Source organism: Sulfurospirillum sp. 1612, assembly GCF_036556685.1.
In the GTDB taxonomy this organism is placed as follows: Bacteria; Campylobacterota; Campylobacteria; order Campylobacterales; family Sulfurospirillaceae; genus JAADIZ01.
Genome location: NZ_CP140614.1, coordinates 1,987,107 through 2,004,642, shown reverse-complemented (window position 1 = coordinate 2,004,642; position 17,536 = coordinate 1,987,107). Strand labels below are relative to the sequence as shown.

Genomic DNA, 17,536 nt, shown 5'->3' with positions numbered 1-17,536 from the left:
GAATCTTGGAGGTTGGCATTGCAGAGAGATACGGTGGCATTTTTGTGTAAAGTGTCGCTTTCCTACGCTGGTATTATCCAAATTCAGGTTCAAGGGTTAGAGCCTTAGCTCTTCTCAGCAAAATGCACCCCTAGCACATTCTAATTTTGTAATTTTTGCATCTTTACTCTTATATCGAGCTTAGAACGGGGTTTGAAAGTATCATGATAAGGGGTGGGGTTAGGATTTTTTTTGTGCTAATTCCACTTTGAGATCGGTGAGAAGTTTGGTCTGTTGGACCTCGATATAATGACGGATTCTCTCGATTTCATCCGCAGTTGGAAGAAGATTTAAGACAATGATATTATCTTGGATACTAAAAATATAAGCGGTGATATCAATCAGGGAGAGAAAGTTTTTTTTATTGACAAATTGAAATTGGATGTGCAGTGCTTTATGCAGCAGATTTTTATCAAATTTTTCATCCAAATCACCTTCGGGTACTTCGAGTGACGTGGCATTTTCAGAAATGTTTATGATGTGTCCAGATAAAATCTTTTTCTTTTTCCATGACAAAATAGCATGTATTTTTTGTGCAGGATGAATTCGGGCACTTTTGCGCTCCACGGGAGATGTAGAAGAATATTTGAGATTTCCTAAGATGAGGACGAGCTTGAAATCATCCACCGTTAAAATATCTGCTTTAATCACATCAGGGATGAGATCATGACGGATAAATGTAAAGTGCTCTTTTTTGTAAAAAGAAAGCATAGAGCGGGGAATACGAACTTGTAAAATGCCATTACTAAATCCACTAATATCAACATCTTCGTTGATAGGAATGCCCTTGTAGATATTGTTCAACGTGATTTTATTGGATTTTTTAAAGATATTTTGCAAGGCTTGTATCGGATTGTCCGAATGGTGAAAATCAAAATCTGCGGTACCGTAAAAGATATTTTTTGTGTTAGAAAATTTTGCCATAACAAAGTATTTATCCACGCGGTCCATCAGTTTTTTGTAAGTATCAAGCGGATCGCTTGAGGTGATACCGACTTGCTGGATTTCAAAGCGAAAGATTTGTTTGATTTTGCGGTTGAGTTCGCGTATGAGTGTTTTTGCATCGAGAATCTTCGTATCTTTTAGAAAAATCAAAAACGTATCATGACCTTGATACAAAATAGGACTAAAATTTGTATTTTTGTGGATAAAAGCGATGAAATCTTTGAACCCATAAGTATCCTCCAAATCAATAGTATAGGAGAATTTTACCAAAGAGAACGTCGCGTGATTTTCTTTGGCAGATTGGAGATTTGCTTCGATGATGGCTCGGATAATGTAATCATTGACGATGGTATCTTTTTGCATATTTTGTAATCCATTCTACATTCTGTGATATTTTAATCTATCAGGGATATTCTTACCACTAAGGACTAATTATAACTTACTTGATATAATTATACAATTAATTTCAAGGATAGCAACCATGCGTGAAAAATTTACAAAAGATTTATCTCGATTATACGAACTTGTGAGTCAAAACCAAAAAGAATTAGGAACTTTATATAAATTAGTAGAAGAAGAGGGCTATGTTAATGATGCCGTGAAAATTTATATTGATGAATTTTTAGATGAGTGTGATTTGGCCCATACCAAGGAGAACACTTTGGCTTTATTGAGCCGTTTGATTAGTCTGAGAGATGAGCAATTAAATCAAGTCTTACAACAGCAAGACATCACTAAAAAAGCGCGCGATACCAAACGGGCACTCGCGTATCTTTGGACCAAAAATTTTCACATGAAGCGTCATGAGAAGCTTTTGGAGGTCATCGAAGACGAGCAGCTTTTTAATCCATTTTATCGAACCCTTCTACGAGGGTTTCATGATGTAGGGGTGACGCTTAGTTTGTGGCAATTTGATTGGAATGCTCATATCATTGATACCATCAATCCTCAACTTGAATCTCGTTTTGGCGATGATGCGCTGAAGTATTTATCTGAGAATAATCTCTTGGAAATTGATGAGACTGGAGCCATTAGTGATCGTGCCTATTCTGTCTTGAGTCCTAAAGGTGAGGGGTATGAAGTCTTGACGTATGCACAATATTTTAAAGAAGATGTGCAAACAGTGGTGCATCAACTCGAAACACTCATCCAAGCACTCATGATGCTTGAAGATGAAGATACTCATCAAAAAACAGAATATATCGACTATCTTACTGCATTAAAAGATGCCTTTGCCCAGAAGGATCGAACCAAATTGTTGACCGATTGGAAAGCCGTCGATCGCGCATGGATGAAAATCACCTCGCCGATACAATTAGGTCATCCTTTGGAATATTATGAGGACCATTTTAGAAAAGCGGTGGCATTGGAGTGGGATGTCAGACTTTCAAATCCAAAAAATCTCGGTGCCAATAAAGTTTATGATGCTATGGTCGCGATGTATGAAAGTTTGTTTCATAAGATAGGCAAAGGATATGAACATGTTTTGGAGCGAACCGAAAAAAATCTTAACAGAGTGCAGTTGTATATCGGTCGTCCTGCTTTTTATTATGCGTCTGAATTCAACGGACTGTTTTCTGCTCAAGTCGTGCCAAATGATGAAGATGTGAGCAAAGAAGCGGGCAAAAAAATCTTTGCTTTTGCAGACAATGTCCTTGATGCACAACGGGCTAAACCTTTTTTGAAGATCAATAAAATCGTCTTTGGTGATGAGTTTTTGAACCAAGAACGCGCACTAATCTTTAGAGAAGAAGCACTATGGCATGAAGTGTATCAGGTTAGTACTATCGGACATGAATATGGACATATCCTCTGGTTAGACAGTGACACTGAAATGATCATGAACCACAGTGGCGTTTTTAAAAATATCGAAGAGTTTAAAGCGACAACCGGAGGATTAGTCGCCTTTTTTATGAATGAAAATCCAAAAATCAAAAAGCACATTTTTATAGAATTGATTAAACGCGCAGTGAGTTTGATAGCGTGGAAAACAAGTGGTGAAGTCGAGCCTTATTATTGTGAAGGGCTCATCCATCTTAAAGCACTTTTTGATAGTGGTGTTTTGGATTTTGATGCAACATTGCACATTCATATGAATGATGAAACTTATGAATCACTTAAAGCATGGTACTTAGAACATTATGAGAAACTGGCAGCGCATTATTTGGCTAAAAAAGATGCCAAAGCATTTCTTGATAATTTTGCTTATAAAGAAAATTCATACTATGTGCCACAGGATGCAAAAGTGAAAAGTTTTGTGGATTATTACTGGAATTTACACAAAAGTATCGGTCGTGAAATTGATGAAACGTCACAAAAAAGTAATTGGATATAAAATTTTTATTAAAAAAGATTTTTATCGGTTTATTGAAACGAATTATAAGATAAAATAGTGTATGATTTTATAAAATAAATTCTTAAGAAATTCTTGTGAAAAAACATGTCGTCGAACAAACCGTAATATTTCTCAGTGTCACTAAGTGGCTACTCTTGTCATCTGTCATGGGCGTGATTATTGGTGCCCTTATGGCACTCTTTTTATGGATACTTGAGTATTCTGTCAATAGTAGAGGGCTCTTGCCGTTTCATTACTATTTTATCCTTCCTTTTGCCCTGCCGCTGACCGTTTTTGTCATCAAAACATTTGCGCCCAATGCGCAAGGACATGGTACCGAAAAGGTCATTGAAGCCGTGCATAAAAATGGTGGCAAGATTAAAGTGGCTGTGATGCCGATCAAGCTATTAGCCACGGTTTTTACCATCTTTGCTGGTGGTTCTGTGGGGAAAGAGGGTCCGGGTGCACAAATCGGTGCAGGGGCTTCTTCTGTGATTGCTTCTATGTTAAAATTTAGTAAAGCCGATAGAAAAAAATTAGTCATTTGCGGTATTAGTGCCGGGTTTGCTTCGGTTTTTGGAACCCCGATTGCTGGTGCAATCTTTGGTATTGAGGTGTTGACCATCGGTGTGATTATGTATGATGTGTTGTTGCCCTCTTTTATCGCAGGATTTGCGGCATTTACTACGGCGCAATTTTTAGGAACAGATTATACCTATTTTGATATTCACTTCTACAAACCGATGGATTTAGATTTGACCCTGATTGCAGAAGTATTGGTAGCGGGAATTTTCTTTGGTTTCGTTGCGGATTTCTTTATCACCGTGTTGACAGAAATTGAGCGCGTTATTGAAAAAATTAAACTCAATGTCTATCTCAAAGCTTTTGGTGCCGGCGTGGTTATGGTCATCGCGACTTTGATTGTGGGTGATCGATATCTTGGCCTTGGTCTTGATGTGATTGGTAATGCTTTGGACCCTGAGGGTTTCTTGTCTGCGGGTATTCACTGGTATGACTTTATCTTGAAGACAGTTTTTACGGCAATCTCGCTAGGTGCTGGGGGAAGTGGTGGTATTGTAACACCGATTTTCTATATTGGTGCGACCAGCGGTGTGGCTTTTGGACACATTATGCACAATGAAGTGGCACTTTTTGGCGCCTTAGGATTTGTGAGTGTTTTAGCAGGAGCTACCAATGCACCGATTGCATCTATCATCATGGCAGTGGAGCTTTTTGGTATCGAGATTGCACATTATGCTGCAATTTCTGCGGTTGTTGCTTTCTTGGTTTCAGGACATCGAAGCGTCTTTCCGTCTCAGAAGATTGCTATGAGTAAGTCAGGAAATATCGAAATTGAAGCAGGGGATGATATTGAGCACTCCAATATCAGTATCCACACTGAAGATATTGAAAAATTCAGGCATATTGGATCGCAGCTAAAATACAAAAGACTCAAATGGCAAGCCAAGAATTTTAATAGAAAAAAATAAAGAGAGATACGTCGCTTTTAGAGTGTTTGAAAAAAACTAAAGGCGACAAAAAACATGACAAAAGCACTAAAGGCATCGAGTAATTTCCACGTAAAAGGCTTCTTAAAAAGTGGAATCAAAATCCTACTACCATAACCGATAGAAAAAAACCAGATAAATGAAGCACTCACTGCACCCATAATAAAAAGATTTTGCTCCGCACTCTCATAACGTCCACCAATTGAGCCAATTAATAAGAGCGTATCAAGATAGACGTGTGGGTTTAGCAATGATAAAGAAAGTACGGTTAAGATGGTGGTGAGCTTTTTATCGGTATTGATTTTCTGGTTGGGGTCCATCATCTGGGTTTTAAAGACAGAACGCAGTGCTAAAATTCCATAACTGATTAAAAATACAATACCAAAATAGGTCACATACTCAACCAAAGCGGGATATTTTTTTAAGAGACTCCCAACTCCTTTGACGCCTGCTGTGATTAAGATGGCATCTATCATGAAACAAATAAAAGCGATGGTGAAAACAGACTCTTTTAAGAGGCCTTTTTTGAGAAGATAGAGATTTTGTGCACCAATAGCTGCAATCAGTCCAATACTGATCAAAAATCCTTGTATGAGCGACGTCATTGTAAATCCTAGAGAGTTATGATTATAAATATAATGAGGATGAATAGATTAAAGTGGTGGCTTGAGACGGAATTGAACCGCCGACACGGTGATTTTCAGTCACCTGCTCTACCGACTGAGCTATCAAGCCACTCATTTTAAGATTGAAATTATATCCGAATAACTTTAATATACGCTTATTTTAGGGAATTTTGAAAATGAATTAGAATTTTATACAAAATGCTATATGATTAGAGAAATAATTTTCAATGGAGAAGATGATGAATGAACTTCATTTGGTATCATGGAATGTCAATGGAATACGCGCAGTCGATAAGAAACAAGCCCTCAAATGGGTGGATGAAACACAGGTTGATATCTTGGCGTTGCAAGAGATTAAAGCAGAAGCCAATCAGATACCGGATACGATTTTTGATAAAAACTTTAAAGAAGTGCATGTCAATCCTTCATCCAACAAAGGACAATCAGGTGTAGCCCTTTTTAGTGATGTTGCTTCTACGCGTGTGGGCAAAAGTGAAGCGGTTGATATTCTAAATGAAGGTCGTATTAATGAGTTTCAATTTGGCGATATCACCTTGTTTAATGTCTATTTCCCTAATGGTCAGCGCAATGAGGAACGATTGGTCTATAAGATGGAGTTTTATGAGCGATTTTTAAAATATTGTGAAGCCTTGCGCAGTGAGGGACAGTCTCTTATCATTTGTGGAGATGTAAATACCGCTCACACTGAGATTGATATTGCTAGACCTAAAGCCAATGAAAATACTTCAGGATTCTTGAAGATGGAGCGTGATTGGCTTGATAAATTTCTCTCTTACGGTTATATCGATACCTTTCGTCATGTTCATGGAAACGAAACAGATAGATATTCGTGGTGGTCTTATCGTGCTGGTGCCCGTGCGAGAAATGTCGGGTGGCGTATCGATTATTTTTATGTGTCTGAAGATTTAAAAGATCACATTGTGGATGCCAAAATCTGTGATGAGATTATAGGGAGCGATCATTGCCCTATTAGTTTGACTATAAAAGTATAAAAAACTTTACTATTTAAATTATATTTTCCTTTTTTAAACTATTTTTTATCTCTTTTATCTTATAATTTCCGCACAAATGCTGCAGAGGTCTGAGGTCAGACAAACATGAATAAGCATCGTTTTCCTCTTTTGCTTTTCATCCAATATAACAATCTCAGCATATTTCTAACAAAAGGATACAGTATGGGCGTAGAAGTACATAAAGAGTTACTATCAAGTCTCGGGCTTGATGTAGCGAAACATGCAAAAATGATGGCAGCGGGTTTAGAAGGGTACAACAAACAATTTTTATCACAACCAAATAGACCAGAGGGAATGAAGTATTTTGACTGGTTTATGAGTGAAATCCAAGGTCAAAGGATGGTAGAGATAAATGCCCTAAGAGCACAAAAAAAACCTGCGGTGGGTACTTTTTGTATTTTTGTGCCTGAAGAGATTGTCGTAGGTGCGGGTGGGTCATGTTATGGATTGTGTGGCGGAAGTCCTGCTACTATTGCCGATGCTGAGACAGAACTACCACGTAATATTTGTCCTTTAATCAAATCAGCACACGGATTTAAACTCCAAAAAACGTGTGGTTATACCCAATCGGCTGATTTTATTTACGGTGAGACAACGTGCGAAGCCAAAAAGAAAACGTGGGAGATTTTAGGCAAACATCATCCCGTACATGTCATGAACATTCCTCATATGAAACGTGACAAAGATTTGCAAATGTGGAAAGAAGAGATTGAAGATTTTAAAACCCACATCGAATCGGTAACGGGCAAAAAACTAAGTCTAGAAGAGATGAAAGAGGGCACACGTATTATCAATGAAAAACGAAAAGCGATGTTGCGATTGGATGCACTTCGTGGTATGGACCCTGATGTGGTACCCATCAGTGGCAAAGATGGCTTGTTTGTGACACAAGTGGGCTTTATGGATGACCCTGTGCGTTATACTCAAAAAGTCAATGAACTGTGTGATGAATTAGAACAAAGAGTGGCTGATGGAGTGAGTGTTTTTGAAAAAGATAGACCAAGATTGATGGTGCTTGGAACACCATTTGCCGTGCCAAATTGGAAACTTCACACAGCAGTGGAGACAACTGGTGGAGTTATCATTAATGAAGAATCTTGTATTGGTCATCGTTATTATAAAGACAATGTCGATTTAGAAGATGTCAAAACTGAAGACGATATGATGCAAAAATTGCTCGATCGCTATGCCAAAGTTGATTGTGCCTGTTTTACCCCTAATATGGGAAGAACTGAGAAAATCATACAAATGTATAAAGATAGAAAAGCCGATGGAGTGATTTATTACACACTCTCATTTTGTCATACTTATAATGTCGAATCCCATCTTGTCACCGAAGCCTTAGAAAAAGAGGGTATTCCTTGTTTGATTATTGAATCGGATTATTCACCTGAGGATATGGGACAGATTAAAACACGCGTTGAAGCCTTTTTAGAGAGTTTGGCTTTTAAGAAAAAAGCCAAAGCATTCAAAGGTATTTCATAACATGTATTGGGGTGTAGATGTCGGTTCGACGTATACAAAAATCACGGGGATTAATGCCGATCATGATGTGATTGATTTCGCGGTGATCCCCACCATCATCAATCAAGATGAGATTGTCAAAAATTACTTAAAAGACAAAACGGTGACGATGCTTGTTGCAACCGGTTATGGTCGCCATATGATAGGAGATGCACTCTCCTGTCCGGTAATTAGTGAGATCAAAGCACACGCAAGAGGGGCGTATTTTTCAAATCATGAGGCCCAACTTGTGATTGATTTGGGTGGCCAAGACAGTAAGGTCATCAAACTTGATAAAAGTGGTGGTTTTGTAGATTTTAGGATGAATGACAAATGTGCTGCGGGTACGGGCAAGTTTTTGGAGATTGCCGCCAATAGAATGGGTCTGGATTTAGAGTCCTTTTCAAAATTGGGATTTGAAGCAGATAAGGAGTTGACTATCTCTAGTATGTGTGCGGTGTTCGCCGAATCTGAAGTGATTTCACTCATCGCCCAAAAAGAGAGCGTCGCTAATATCTGTTATGGGGTACACGAATCCATCGCATCAAGACTCGCTTCAATGGCGCGAAAATTTGCCAGCAACAGTGAATACATCATCTTCTCAGGAGGAGGTGCACTCAATCCATTTTTGAAGCATCTTTTATCATTAAAACTTGAGAAGAAGATTATCACACCCGAACAACCACAACTGGTTGGTTCACTCGGAGCTGCACTTGCTGGAGCTGAGATTTGATAATGACATCAGGTATCATGATATTATGATTTCTTGCTTACCAAAATACCTCCTAAGATAATCAGGGCAATGCCGATGAAGGTATACATATCAGGAAGTAAATCTCCTAAGAGTACACCAAATCCAATAGCAAAAGGAATACTCGTATAGCTAATCACGCCGATGATACTTGCAGGGCTCAAACTGTAAGCACGGGTCAAAAACCATTGCGAAGCAGTTGAGAGCACTGCCATGAAGGCCAGCAGTATCCAGATGAGTGGATTTGTATGTATTTTAAAATCTACATAAGGTGTCAGCAAAAAGAGTAACAAAGGGATAATGACGCCAATGCCCATAAACGATAGCATGATAACACGGGCATCATAAATATCTTTGATACGTTTTATTGTAGCATAAGCAGCGGCGGCAAAAAACCCACCCAATACTCCAAAAATATGATCCACCGATAGCTCGATACCAAAAGGTTTTATGATAAAAAGCACACCAGAAAATCCAATTATAAGAGCAAAAAAAGTACGAGAGCTAATGGACTCTTTCATGAGATAATATGCCAGTATGGTGACAAAAAATGGAGAGGTCTTATTTAAGATGACCGCTTCTCCCAAAGGGATGGTTGCAATGGTATAAAAGAACAACAACATAGCCAGCGTCCCAAAAAGCCCTCTTAAAAAAAGTAAATGTAACTTTGAGGTATTGATAGATACAGGGACTTTTTTAAAACTATAAAGAATGATAACAATACCTAAAAGATTTCTATAAAATACGATTTCAATCGGGTCCATACTGATGGTTAATATTTTGGCTACAGCGCCATTGAGTGCACCAAGAAGGGCACTTAAAATCATAAATAAAATTCCTTTATCAAGTAATTTTAATCTTCTCAATGATGGATACTTATGTGACATATAAATCCTTGTATTTTATCGTGTGAATTTGTGTATGATACTGCGATGGGAACCCACGGATTAACCAAGATTTTGAAGCAGTGCTTTCTCTTCTTCTGATGATAAAAATCGCCAGTTACCTAGCTCGATATCCAGTTCAAAATTTCCAATGGTAGTGCGGTTTAAGCGCAGTACCTTTAAAGGTGTGCCAAATTTTTGATCTTTGAGTGCACCAAAAAGTCGACGAATGTGTCGATTTTTCCCTTCGTTGATTGTGACTCTGAGTTTCGTTTTGGCACCGCCTGTACCGATTTTCTCTATGCTAAGAGCCTTGAGTAAGCCTTGTGGTGTCATGATGCCCTTTCGTGCTTGTGACATATGGGTATCCCTCACATGACCGCGAACCCAAACTTCATATACTTTAATACAACTTCCCGGTTTTGTCAATGCGTGGCTGATGTTGCCCTCGGTTGTAAAAAGCAACATGCCCTTTGATTCAAGATCAAGACGTCCAATTGGCATCCATCCCTTATTATACGCCCATGGGGGCAAGAGATCATAGACTGTTTTGCGCCCAAGATCATCAGAACGTGTCACTAAATATCCCTTTGGCTTATTGAGTACTAAGAGTTTTTTTGAAGCCAATGTGTGGTTCATGATAAATCCTGATGATGTTGTCTGTTTGATTGTTGTCGTGTTGTTTTTGGTGCTGGTATCTTTATAAAAGCACCAAAAAACTAGGCTTCTTGTGCCAACTTTTTAAATAAATCTCCCCGGTGCTCGTAGGATGGAAATTGATCTAAACTCGCAGCAGCAGGAGATAAAAGTGCCACAGTGTCTTGTGTATGGAGTTTTTTGATTTCAACTATCGCTTTTTCCAAATGACCACATGCAAGGACGGGTTTATTGATATTATGACAAAAATTGACGATTTTTTCGGTGTTGGAACCGATGGCAAATACGGTGACTTGAAGTGGACGCAACATCTCAAATAGCGGTGTTAAATCCACCCCTTTATCATCGCCTCCAAGAATCAACAGCAAATTTTCATTTTTATAACGTTTGATAGCTTCAAGCGTCGCATCAAGATTGGTGCCTTTGGAGTCATTGACCCACGTTCGCCCTTGGGCATCTTTAAAGGCTTCTAGTTTATGAACATCGGTCTTGAAGGTATTAAGTAGGTCATAATCAAGCGTACCAAAAATCACTTTTTGTGCGGCCATCGCGAGTATGGCATCGAGCAAAAAAGGGGTTTGAAACGTGATGCGCGTGATGTCGATACTCAAAGTTTTAGCGAGATCAAATTCATCATGATAGATAATCTTTGAGGCATTCGTTTGGATATCTCGGTATGTATCGGGTACAATGGCTATTTGACCCTCTTTCATACGTGATAAGGGTGCTAATTTTGCCTTTTCATAAGCCTCAAAGCTACCGTGCCATTTGAGATGATCGGGTTTGATAGGCAATAACAAATAAATATCAGGTGTGGCTATTTTGGTGTAGTGGAGCATATAAGAGCTACTCTCCAATATCCAAATGGGTGCATTTTTATCAAGTTCTGCTAGTGGCGTGCCGATATTTCCACCACTTTGTGAACCGTGCTTTTTGAGCAAAAAATCACACATTTGTGTTGTGGTTGTCTTGCCGTTTGTTCCACTAATCCAGATGGAAAAAGGCATATCTTTAGCAAAAAAATCATACTCACTCATATAATTTTTAGCCCTTTTAAGTAGATCATGATGAGGTGGAAAACTTGGACTGAGTACTTGCACCTGACTCTCATAATTTGAAAATTCACAAGGAGGCAGGAGGATATTGCCCCAGTCATCGGTTTGTTTTTCGCTGATGTGGTCATCAAAAATCAGACAATTTTTGAACTTTTTGGCTATCGCCTTGGTTGTCTTACCATTACCAAATAACGCAATCATCGGATTTTCAATGCCGTAAGTGCGATGATATTGGAGATAATAGCCATAATCCAAAATCTCACGATAATTTTATTTTCTGCCCAACCTTTGATTTCAAAATGGTGATGAATTGGTGCCATCAAAAACATCCTTTTTTTACGTGTTTTGAAACTTCCCACTTGCAAGATGACCGACATGGTCTCTAATACAAAAACAAAACTGATTAAAAAGAGTAAGAATTCGTTTTTAGAAATAATCGCCATATATCCGATAAAGGCTCCGATGCTCAAACTACCGCTATCGCCCATAAAAACTTCAGCAGGATAACAATTGTACCAAAGAAAGCCTACGAGGGAGCCAATCATCGCTGCGGCCATAATGACGACTTCACCACTACCACTAATCTTAGGGAGCAAGAGATAACTGCTCAGTACGGCATTACCACTCATATAGACAAAAATACCCAAACTAAACATGGAGGCGATAGACGGTACGGTTGCAAGACCATCAAGTCCATCGGTGAGGTTGACAGCATTGCTTGATGAAATCATAACCAAAGACCAAAAGATAATAATAAGCCAATGCAAATCGATAATAGGATATTTGTAAAATGGAATAAAAATCTCATGATTGATACCCGAGAAGGTAAAGAGGAAAAATCCTACGATAAGAGATGCAATAATTTGAAACATCATTTTTGTTTTGGCACTCATCCCTGAAGTATTTTGTCCTCCAATGATTTTAGACATATCATCTTTGATACCAATGGCGCCAAACAAGATAATAGAGGCGAGTCCCATCAAGACATAAACATTGACAAGATGCGCACATAAAAGAATCGATAAGATTGAAGAAGCAAGGATGACGATGCCTCCCATGGTCGGAGTTTTTCGCTTGGATTGGTGGGATTTTGGTGCCAAATCATAAATGGGTTGATTGGCATTTTTAGCCTTGGCCCATTTGATGAAGCGCGGTATGAGAAAAAGACTCAAGGTTAAAGAAATAAAAAAAGCAAATCCAGAACGGACCGTGATATATTGAAATAAATTAATGTGTAATGTTTGATAAAGCAAATAAAGCATCGTGTTCCCATATATTTTAATAAAAGCTACATTATAGTACCATATTGCTTATAAGTTGTTAATAGTTCGCAGGGCATTGTCTTGCTCTTAGAGATAAAATTTTTACAGCCCTGTTTTCAATTTATTTATATCGAAGGAGCGCGCGATAATGAAAAAAACGATTTTAGTGATTACCGATGGTATCGGTGCCAATCCTCATGCGAATTCCAATGCTTTTTTAAATGCCAAAAAACCTACCTATGATAAACTTTTTAAAGAAGTGCCTTATGGGTATATTCATACCTCAGGCTTAGCTGTTGGTTTGCCAGAAGGGCAGATGGGAAACAGCGAAGTAGGGCATATGTGTATCGGAAGTGGACGTGTTTTATACCAAAACCTCGTAAAAATTTCCAAAGCCATTGCTGAGAATACTCTCAAAGATAATCTAGCATTAGAGCATCTATTAAAAGTCAAAGGAGATATTCACATTATTGGATTATTGAGTGATGGAGGTGTGCATTCACATATCGATCATATCAAAGCTTTGGCTTTGATTGCTAAAGCACAAGGTAAAAAAGTCTATTATCATGCGATTATGGACGGACGTGATGTTTCACCGACTTCGGGTATAGGGTATCTTCAATCCTTTTTGAAAATTTGTGATGACACAATTAAAATTGCTACGATTAGTGGCCGATATTATGCGATGGATCGTGACAATCGTTGGGATCGTATCCAAAAAGCCTATCATGTGATTGCAGAAGGCGGTATGTTGGAAACCTCTAATGTGCTAGATTATGTAAAAGCCTCCTATGATAAGGGCATCACTGATGAATTTATCGAGCCAGCAAGTTTTGATAATTATGCTGGTATGAAGGAAGATGATGGTGTCATCATCGCAAATTTTAGAAATGATCGCGTGCGTGAGATTACCAAAGCAATCGGAATGACAGAATTTGATGAGTTTGAGAGAAAACATCATGGTATTACCACCATAACCATGACACGGTATGATGAGACATTTCCATTTGAGGTGATGTTTGATCAAAGTGTACCGAAAAATACTTTGGCCAGTGTCATAGCAGACCACCACCTGCGTCAGTTTCATACCGCAGAGACAGAAAAATATGCTCATGTTACATTTTTCTTAAATGGCGGTATTGAGACGCCTTATGTGGGAGAGAGTAGATTGCTGATTCCTAGCCCAAAGGTGGCAACTTATGATTTGCAACCTGAGATGAGTGCGGGTGCTGTGGGTGATGGCGTACTCAAAGCGATGGATGAAGCGTATGATTTTATTGTCGTCAATTTTGCCAATGGCGATATGGTTGGGCATACCGGAAATTACGATGCTGCAGTAAAAGCAGTGGAAGCTGTGGATGCACAACTGGGGCGTATTATTCGCAAAGCCGAAGCGCAAGATTATGCTTTGGTGTTGACGAGTGATCATGGAAATTGTGAAAAAATGCTAGGAGAAGAGGGTGAAGTATTGACCAATCACACGACGTTTGATGTCTTTTGCTTCGTCAAAGCTGATGGCGTGACAAAAGTCAAAAACGGTGGATTGAATAATATCGCACCGACCGTTTTAAAATTGATGGGTATTACCATCCCCAAAGAGATGGATGAAGCTTTAATTTAAGGAGAAAAATAGATGAAATTTAGTGGTAAAAATGTTCTTATAACAGGGGCAGCAAGCGGCATTGGAAAACAAATTGCCATCACATTAGCACAGTATGGTTTGAAAGTATGGATTAATTATCGTTCCCGTCCGGCTGAAGCAGATGCGCTCCAACAAGAGATTGAAACACAAGGGGGCACCGCAGCGGTGGTCTGTTTTGATGTGGCTGATGAAGCTGCTTTTATAGAGGGCATTAAAACGATTATTAGTAGTGATGGCGAATTGTCATATTTAGTGAACAATGCAGGTATTACCAAAGATAAACTAGCAATGAGAATGAAAACAGAAGAGTTTGATGCGGTCATCAATGTCAATCTCACTTCCGCTTTTGTAGGATGTCGTGAAGCCTTGAAAGTGATGAGTAAAAAACGATTTGGTAGTGTCGTGAATATCGCCTCTATTGTAGGAGAAACAGGCAACGCGGGTCAAGTCAATTATAGTGCAAGCAAAGGCGGATTGATTGCGATGACAAAAAGTTTTGCACTTGAAGGTAGTGCTAGGGGTATTCGATTTAATTCAGTGACTCCAGGGTTTATTGCCACAGAGATGACTGATAAACTCAGCGATGAGGTAAAAAAATCTTATACCGATAAAATACCACTCCAACGTTTTGGAACGCCTGAGGATATTGCCGAAGCGGTGGCATTTTTATTGAGTGATAGTGCCTCTTATGTGACCGGTAGCGTCTTGAAAGTTAATGGCGGGATGTATATGTAGCATAAGACCATAACGTGAATTAAAGTTTATTTTGCTAGAATAATAAAAATTTTTTAAAGGAGTTAGTGATGGCACTAATCGAAGAAGTAAAAGAAGTAGTAGTTGAACAGTTAAATGTTAATCCTGATGAAGTAAAAGAAGAATCAAAATTTGTAGAAGACTTGGGCGCAGATTCTCTTGATGTAGTGGAACTTGTAATGGCATTAGAAGAAAAATTTGATATTGAAATACCTGATACAGATGCAGAAAAAATTGTGACTGTAAATGATGCTGTTAAATACATAGAAGAACATAAATAAAACTATCAATTTTATCGTAGCGCTAGGGTTGTCCTAGCGCTTTTTTAGTGAAATTTAAGAGGAGTTATCTTGAGAAGAGTCGTAGTTACAGGTTTGGGAATGATTAATTCAGTTGGTTTAGATAAGGAGAGTTCTTTTAAAGCTATAGTTGAGGGAAAATGTGGCATTAAAAGGATTAGTTCATTTGACACGACCAATCACTCTGTAAAAATAGCAGGTGAGATTACTGATTTTGTCCCCGAAGAAGTGATGAACCCAAAAGATGTCAAAAAAGCTGATCGATTCATACAATTTGGTATCAAAGCAGCAGGTGAAGCCATGATGGATGCAAAACTTGATACTTATGATGGTGAACGATTTGGTGTCTGCTCTGCTTCAGGTATTGGGGGTCTTATTGCAATCGAAAAAAACTCTTTGATTTGTGATAACCGAGGCCCAAGAAGAATTTCGCCATTTTTTATTCCATCAGCATTAGTCAATATGCTAGGGGGAATGGTTGCGATTGAACACGGACTTAAAGGGCCAAATTTATCAGCCGTTACTGCATGTGCAGCGGGAACTCATGCGATATCAGAAGCCTTCAAAACCATCGTTGTTGGTGGTGCTGATAAAGTGCTTGTCGTCGGGGCAGAAGCTGCGATTTGTGCTGTGGGTGTTGGCGGTTTTTCCTCTATGAAAGCGCTCTCTACTCGCAATGATGATCCGCAACTTGCCTCACGTCCTTTTGATAAAGACCGAGATGGTTTTGTCATGGGTGAAGGAGCGGGTGCTTTGGTGCTTGAAGATTATGATGATGCCATCAAAAGAGGCGCACATATTTATGGTGAAATTATAGGCTTTGGTGAAAGTGGTGATGCTTATCATATTACGACACCGGCTCCTGATGGTGCCTTTCGTGCGATGAAGGCAGCTTATGAGATGGCCAATCAACCCAAAGTAGATTATATCAATGCACACGGTACTAGTACCGCAGCCAATGATAAAAATGAAACCGCCGCAATCAAAAAACTTTTTGGCGATAATGTACCACTAGTGAGCTCAACTAAGGGACAAATTGGTCACTGCTTAGGAGCTGCTGGAGCGATTGAAGCGGTTATTTCATTGATGGCCATGCGCGATAAAATTTTGCCTCCTACCATCAATCAAATTTCACCAGATCCAGAATGTGATTTGGACTATATTGCCAATCAATCACGTACTATGGACGTAGATGTGGTGATGAGTAACTCTTTTGGTTTTGGTGGCACAAACGGCTCTTTAATATTTAGAAGAGTCTAGGGAATTATTATGGCAACATATTTAGACTTTGAAAAAAGTATAAAAAACTTAGATGAAGATATTGCTAATGCGAAAATCAAAGGGGATACTCCTGCGGTTGAAATTTTAGAAAAAAATCTTACAAAAGAGATTTCAAAAGTCTATAAAAATCTTAATGATTATCAAAAATTACAATTAGCACGACATCCAGATCGTCCTTATGCGATGGATTATATTCGCTTGATTTTGGATGATGCGTATCAGATACATGGTGATCGTGCTTTTCGAGATGATGAGGCGATGTTGGCTTATATGGGTTATATTGCCGGTCATAAAGTTATTGTGATTGGACAGCAAAAAGGCCGTGGTACCAAATACAAACTCAAACGCAATTTTGGGATGCCTCATCCTGAGGGGTATCGCAAAGCTTTGAGAATCGCTAAAATGGCAGAAAAATTTGATATTCCTATCCTCTTCTTGATAGACACTCCCGGCGCTTATCCAGGACTTGAAGCAGAAGAGCGGGGACAAAGTGAAGCGATTGCTCGAAATCTTTATGAGTTGAGTGACCTCAAAGCGAAGACTTTGGCTGTGGTGATTGGTGAAGGAGGAAGCGGAGGCGCTTTGGCGATTGGTGTTGCTGATAAGATGGTCATGATGCGCTATTCTGTCTTTTCCGTAATTTCACCGGAGGGATGTGCTGCGATTTTGTGGAATGACCCCCTCAAACAAGAAAATGCTACCAAAGCGATGAAAATCACCGCTGATGATTTATACCGACTCAAACTGATAGATGCTGTCTTAGACGAACCAATTGTCGGAGCACATCGTGACAAAGTGGGAGCGGCTAATGCTATCAAAGAGTACTTTGTGAATTTTTTAACAGAGATGGACAATCTGAGCACAGAAGAGCGACTCAAAAGAAGATTAGATAAAATACTCTCTGTTGGTGCCTACGAAGAACTTTAATCCTATTATAATATTTAAAACTGCTAATATATGAG

16 protein-coding genes, 1 tRNA gene and 1 riboswitch are annotated in these 17,536 nt (G+C 38.9%); of the genes, 10 read left to right on the top strand and 7 right to left on the bottom strand.

The window, feature by feature from the left end; all coding sequences use genetic code 11:
• Positions 1-42 precede the first annotated feature (42 nt).
• Positions 43-142, bottom strand: a riboswitch (TPP riboswitch).
• A gap of 77 nt (positions 143-219) precedes the next feature.
• Positions 220-1,347, bottom strand: a complete 1,128-nt coding sequence (locus tag SFB89_RS10005) for a hypothetical protein (protein WP_331774546.1) — start codon at positions 1,345-1,347, stop codon at positions 220-222.
• 118 nt (positions 1,348-1,465) lie between these two features.
• Here SFB89_RS10005 and ciaB point away from each other — a divergent pair, with 118 nt between their 5' ends.
• Both ciaB and SFB89_RS09995 read left to right on the top strand, forming a co-directional pair.
• On the top strand, positions 1,466-3,319 hold the full coding sequence (gene ciaB / locus SFB89_RS10000; RefSeq protein WP_331774545.1) for an invasion protein CiaB: 1,854 nt from the start codon (positions 1,466-1,468) through the stop codon (positions 3,317-3,319).
• Between the two features lie 95 nt (positions 3,320-3,414).
• The gene (locus SFB89_RS09995; protein WP_331774544.1) at positions 3,415-4,809 is read left to right on the top strand and encodes a chloride channel protein; all 1,395 of its coding nucleotides are present in this window, start codon (positions 3,415-3,417) and stop codon (positions 4,807-4,809) included.
• Between the two features lie 17 nt (positions 4,810-4,826).
• Here SFB89_RS09995 and SFB89_RS09990 read toward each other — a convergent pair whose 3' ends face one another.
• A complete protein-coding gene (locus tag SFB89_RS09990) occupies positions 4,827-5,432 on the bottom strand; it encodes a LysE/ArgO family amino acid transporter (RefSeq protein WP_331774543.1) in 606 nt (201 codons plus the stop codon).
• A 54-nt stretch (positions 5,433-5,486) separates the two neighbouring features.
• Positions 5,487-5,562 (bottom strand) — tRNA-Phe (locus SFB89_RS09985).
• Positions 5,563-5,689: 127 nt separating this feature from the next.
• On the opposite strand from SFB89_RS09985, the gene SFB89_RS09980 reads away from it, so the two are divergent.
• The 3 genes from SFB89_RS09980 to SFB89_RS09970 all read left to right on the top strand — a co-directional run bounded on the left by SFB89_RS09980 (position 5,690) and on the right by SFB89_RS09970 (position 8,723).
• Positions 5,690-6,466: an exodeoxyribonuclease III gene (locus SFB89_RS09980; protein ID WP_331774542.1), complete on the top strand. Its 777-nt coding sequence runs from the start codon at positions 5,690-5,692 to the stop codon at positions 6,464-6,466.
• A gap of 183 nt (positions 6,467-6,649) precedes the next feature.
• Positions 6,650-7,972 (top strand): double-cubane-cluster-containing anaerobic reductase, encoded by a 1,323-nt coding sequence (locus tag SFB89_RS09975; protein WP_331774541.1) that lies wholly within the window; start codon positions 6,650-6,652, stop codon positions 7,970-7,972.
• 1 nt (position 7,973) lies between these two features.
• Positions 7,974-8,723, top strand: coding sequence for an acyl-CoA dehydratase activase (locus SFB89_RS09970; protein WP_331774540.1), 750 nt, complete (start codon positions 7,974-7,976; stop codon positions 8,721-8,723).
• Positions 8,724-8,746: 23 nt separating this feature from the next.
• Here the strand turns inward: SFB89_RS09970 and SFB89_RS09965 are convergent, their stop codons facing one another.
• The 4 genes from SFB89_RS09965 to mraY form a co-directional block, all read right to left on the bottom strand.
• Entirely contained in the window at positions 8,747-9,628 is an 882-nt protein-coding gene (locus tag SFB89_RS09965; RefSeq protein ID WP_331774539.1) for a DMT family transporter, read from the bottom strand.
• Between the two features lie 60 nt (positions 9,629-9,688).
• Positions 9,689-10,264: a pseudouridine synthase gene (locus SFB89_RS09960; protein ID WP_331774538.1), complete on the bottom strand. Its 576-nt coding sequence runs from the start codon at positions 10,262-10,264 to the stop codon at positions 9,689-9,691.
• 80 nt (positions 10,265-10,344) lie between these two features.
• Positions 10,345-11,538, bottom strand: a complete 1,194-nt coding sequence (murD, locus tag SFB89_RS09955) for a UDP-N-acetylmuramoyl-L-alanine--D-glutamate ligase (RefSeq protein WP_331774537.1) — start codon at positions 11,536-11,538, stop codon at positions 10,345-10,347.
• Positions 11,535-12,599, bottom strand: a complete 1,065-nt coding sequence (gene mraY / locus SFB89_RS09950; protein ID WP_331774536.1) for a phospho-N-acetylmuramoyl-pentapeptide-transferase — start codon at positions 12,597-12,599, stop codon at positions 11,535-11,537. Before mraY ends, murD begins: the two co-directional genes overlap by 4 nt.
• Positions 12,600-12,744: 145 nt before the next feature.
• On the opposite strand from mraY, the gene gpmI reads away from it, so the two are divergent.
• The 5 genes from gpmI (at position 12,745) to accA (ending at position 17,501) form a co-directional block, all read left to right on the top strand.
• Positions 12,745-14,220, top strand: coding sequence for a 2,3-bisphosphoglycerate-independent phosphoglycerate mutase (gene gpmI, locus SFB89_RS09945; protein ID WP_331776078.1), 1,476 nt, complete (start codon positions 12,745-12,747; stop codon positions 14,218-14,220).
• A gap of 12 nt (positions 14,221-14,232) precedes the next feature.
• Positions 14,233-14,976 carry a 3-oxoacyl-ACP reductase FabG gene (gene fabG / locus SFB89_RS09940; protein ID WP_331774535.1) on the top strand — a complete coding sequence of 248 codons (744 nt, stop codon included), beginning with the start codon at positions 14,233-14,235 and terminating at the stop codon, positions 14,974-14,976.
• 68 nt (positions 14,977-15,044) lie between these two features.
• Positions 15,045-15,275, top strand: a complete 231-nt coding sequence (gene acpP, locus SFB89_RS09935) for an acyl carrier protein (RefSeq protein WP_331774534.1) — start codon at positions 15,045-15,047, stop codon at positions 15,273-15,275.
• Positions 15,276-15,344: 69 nt separating this feature from the next.
• A complete protein-coding gene (locus tag SFB89_RS09930) occupies positions 15,345-16,553 on the top strand; it encodes a beta-ketoacyl-ACP synthase II (RefSeq protein WP_331774533.1) in 1,209 nt (402 codons plus the stop codon).
• A 9-nt stretch (positions 16,554-16,562) separates the two neighbouring features.
• Positions 16,563-17,501, top strand: coding sequence for an acetyl-CoA carboxylase carboxyl transferase subunit alpha (accA, locus tag SFB89_RS09925; RefSeq protein ID WP_331774532.1), 939 nt, complete (start codon positions 16,563-16,565; stop codon positions 17,499-17,501).
• Positions 17,502-17,536: the final 35 nt, after the last annotated feature.

Bases quoted from the DNA above. Each gene is read 5' to 3' on its own strand.
- SFB89_RS09965 (WP_331774539.1), bottom strand. From the start codon at position 9,628: ATGTCACATAAGTATCCATCATTGAGAAGATTAAAATTACTTGATAAA.
- ciaB (WP_331774545.1), top strand. From the start codon at position 1,466: ATGCGTGAAAAATTTACAAAAGATTTATCTCGATTATACGAACTTGTG.
- SFB89_RS09970 (WP_331774540.1), top strand. From the start codon at position 7,974: ATGTATTGGGGTGTAGATGTCGGTTCGACGTATACAAAAATCACGGGG.
- murD (WP_331774537.1), bottom strand. From the start codon at position 11,538: ATGATTGCGTTATTTGGTAATGGTAAGACAACCAAGGCGATAGCCAAA.
- SFB89_RS09980 (WP_331774542.1), top strand. From the start codon at position 5,690: ATGATGAATGAACTTCATTTGGTATCATGGAATGTCAATGGAATACGC.
- mraY (WP_331774536.1), bottom strand. From the start codon at position 12,599: ATGCTTTATTTGCTTTATCAAACATTACACATTAATTTATTTCAATAT.
- SFB89_RS09960 (WP_331774538.1), bottom strand. From the start codon at position 10,264: ATGAACCACACATTGGCTTCAAAAAAACTCTTAGTACTCAATAAGCCA.
- fabG (WP_331774535.1), top strand. From the start codon at position 14,233: ATGAAATTTAGTGGTAAAAATGTTCTTATAACAGGGGCAGCAAGCGGC.
- SFB89_RS09975 (WP_331774541.1), top strand. From the start codon at position 6,650: ATGGGCGTAGAAGTACATAAAGAGTTACTATCAAGTCTCGGGCTTGAT.
- acpP (WP_331774534.1), top strand. From the start codon at position 15,045: ATGGCACTAATCGAAGAAGTAAAAGAAGTAGTAGTTGAACAGTTAAAT.
- SFB89_RS10005 (WP_331774546.1), bottom strand. From the start codon at position 1,347: ATGCAAAAAGATACCATCGTCAATGATTACATTATCCGAGCCATCATC.
- SFB89_RS09990 (WP_331774543.1), bottom strand. From the start codon at position 5,432: ATGACGTCGCTCATACAAGGATTTTTGATCAGTATTGGACTGATTGCA.
- accA (WP_331774532.1), top strand. From the start codon at position 16,563: ATGGCAACATATTTAGACTTTGAAAAAAGTATAAAAAACTTAGATGAA.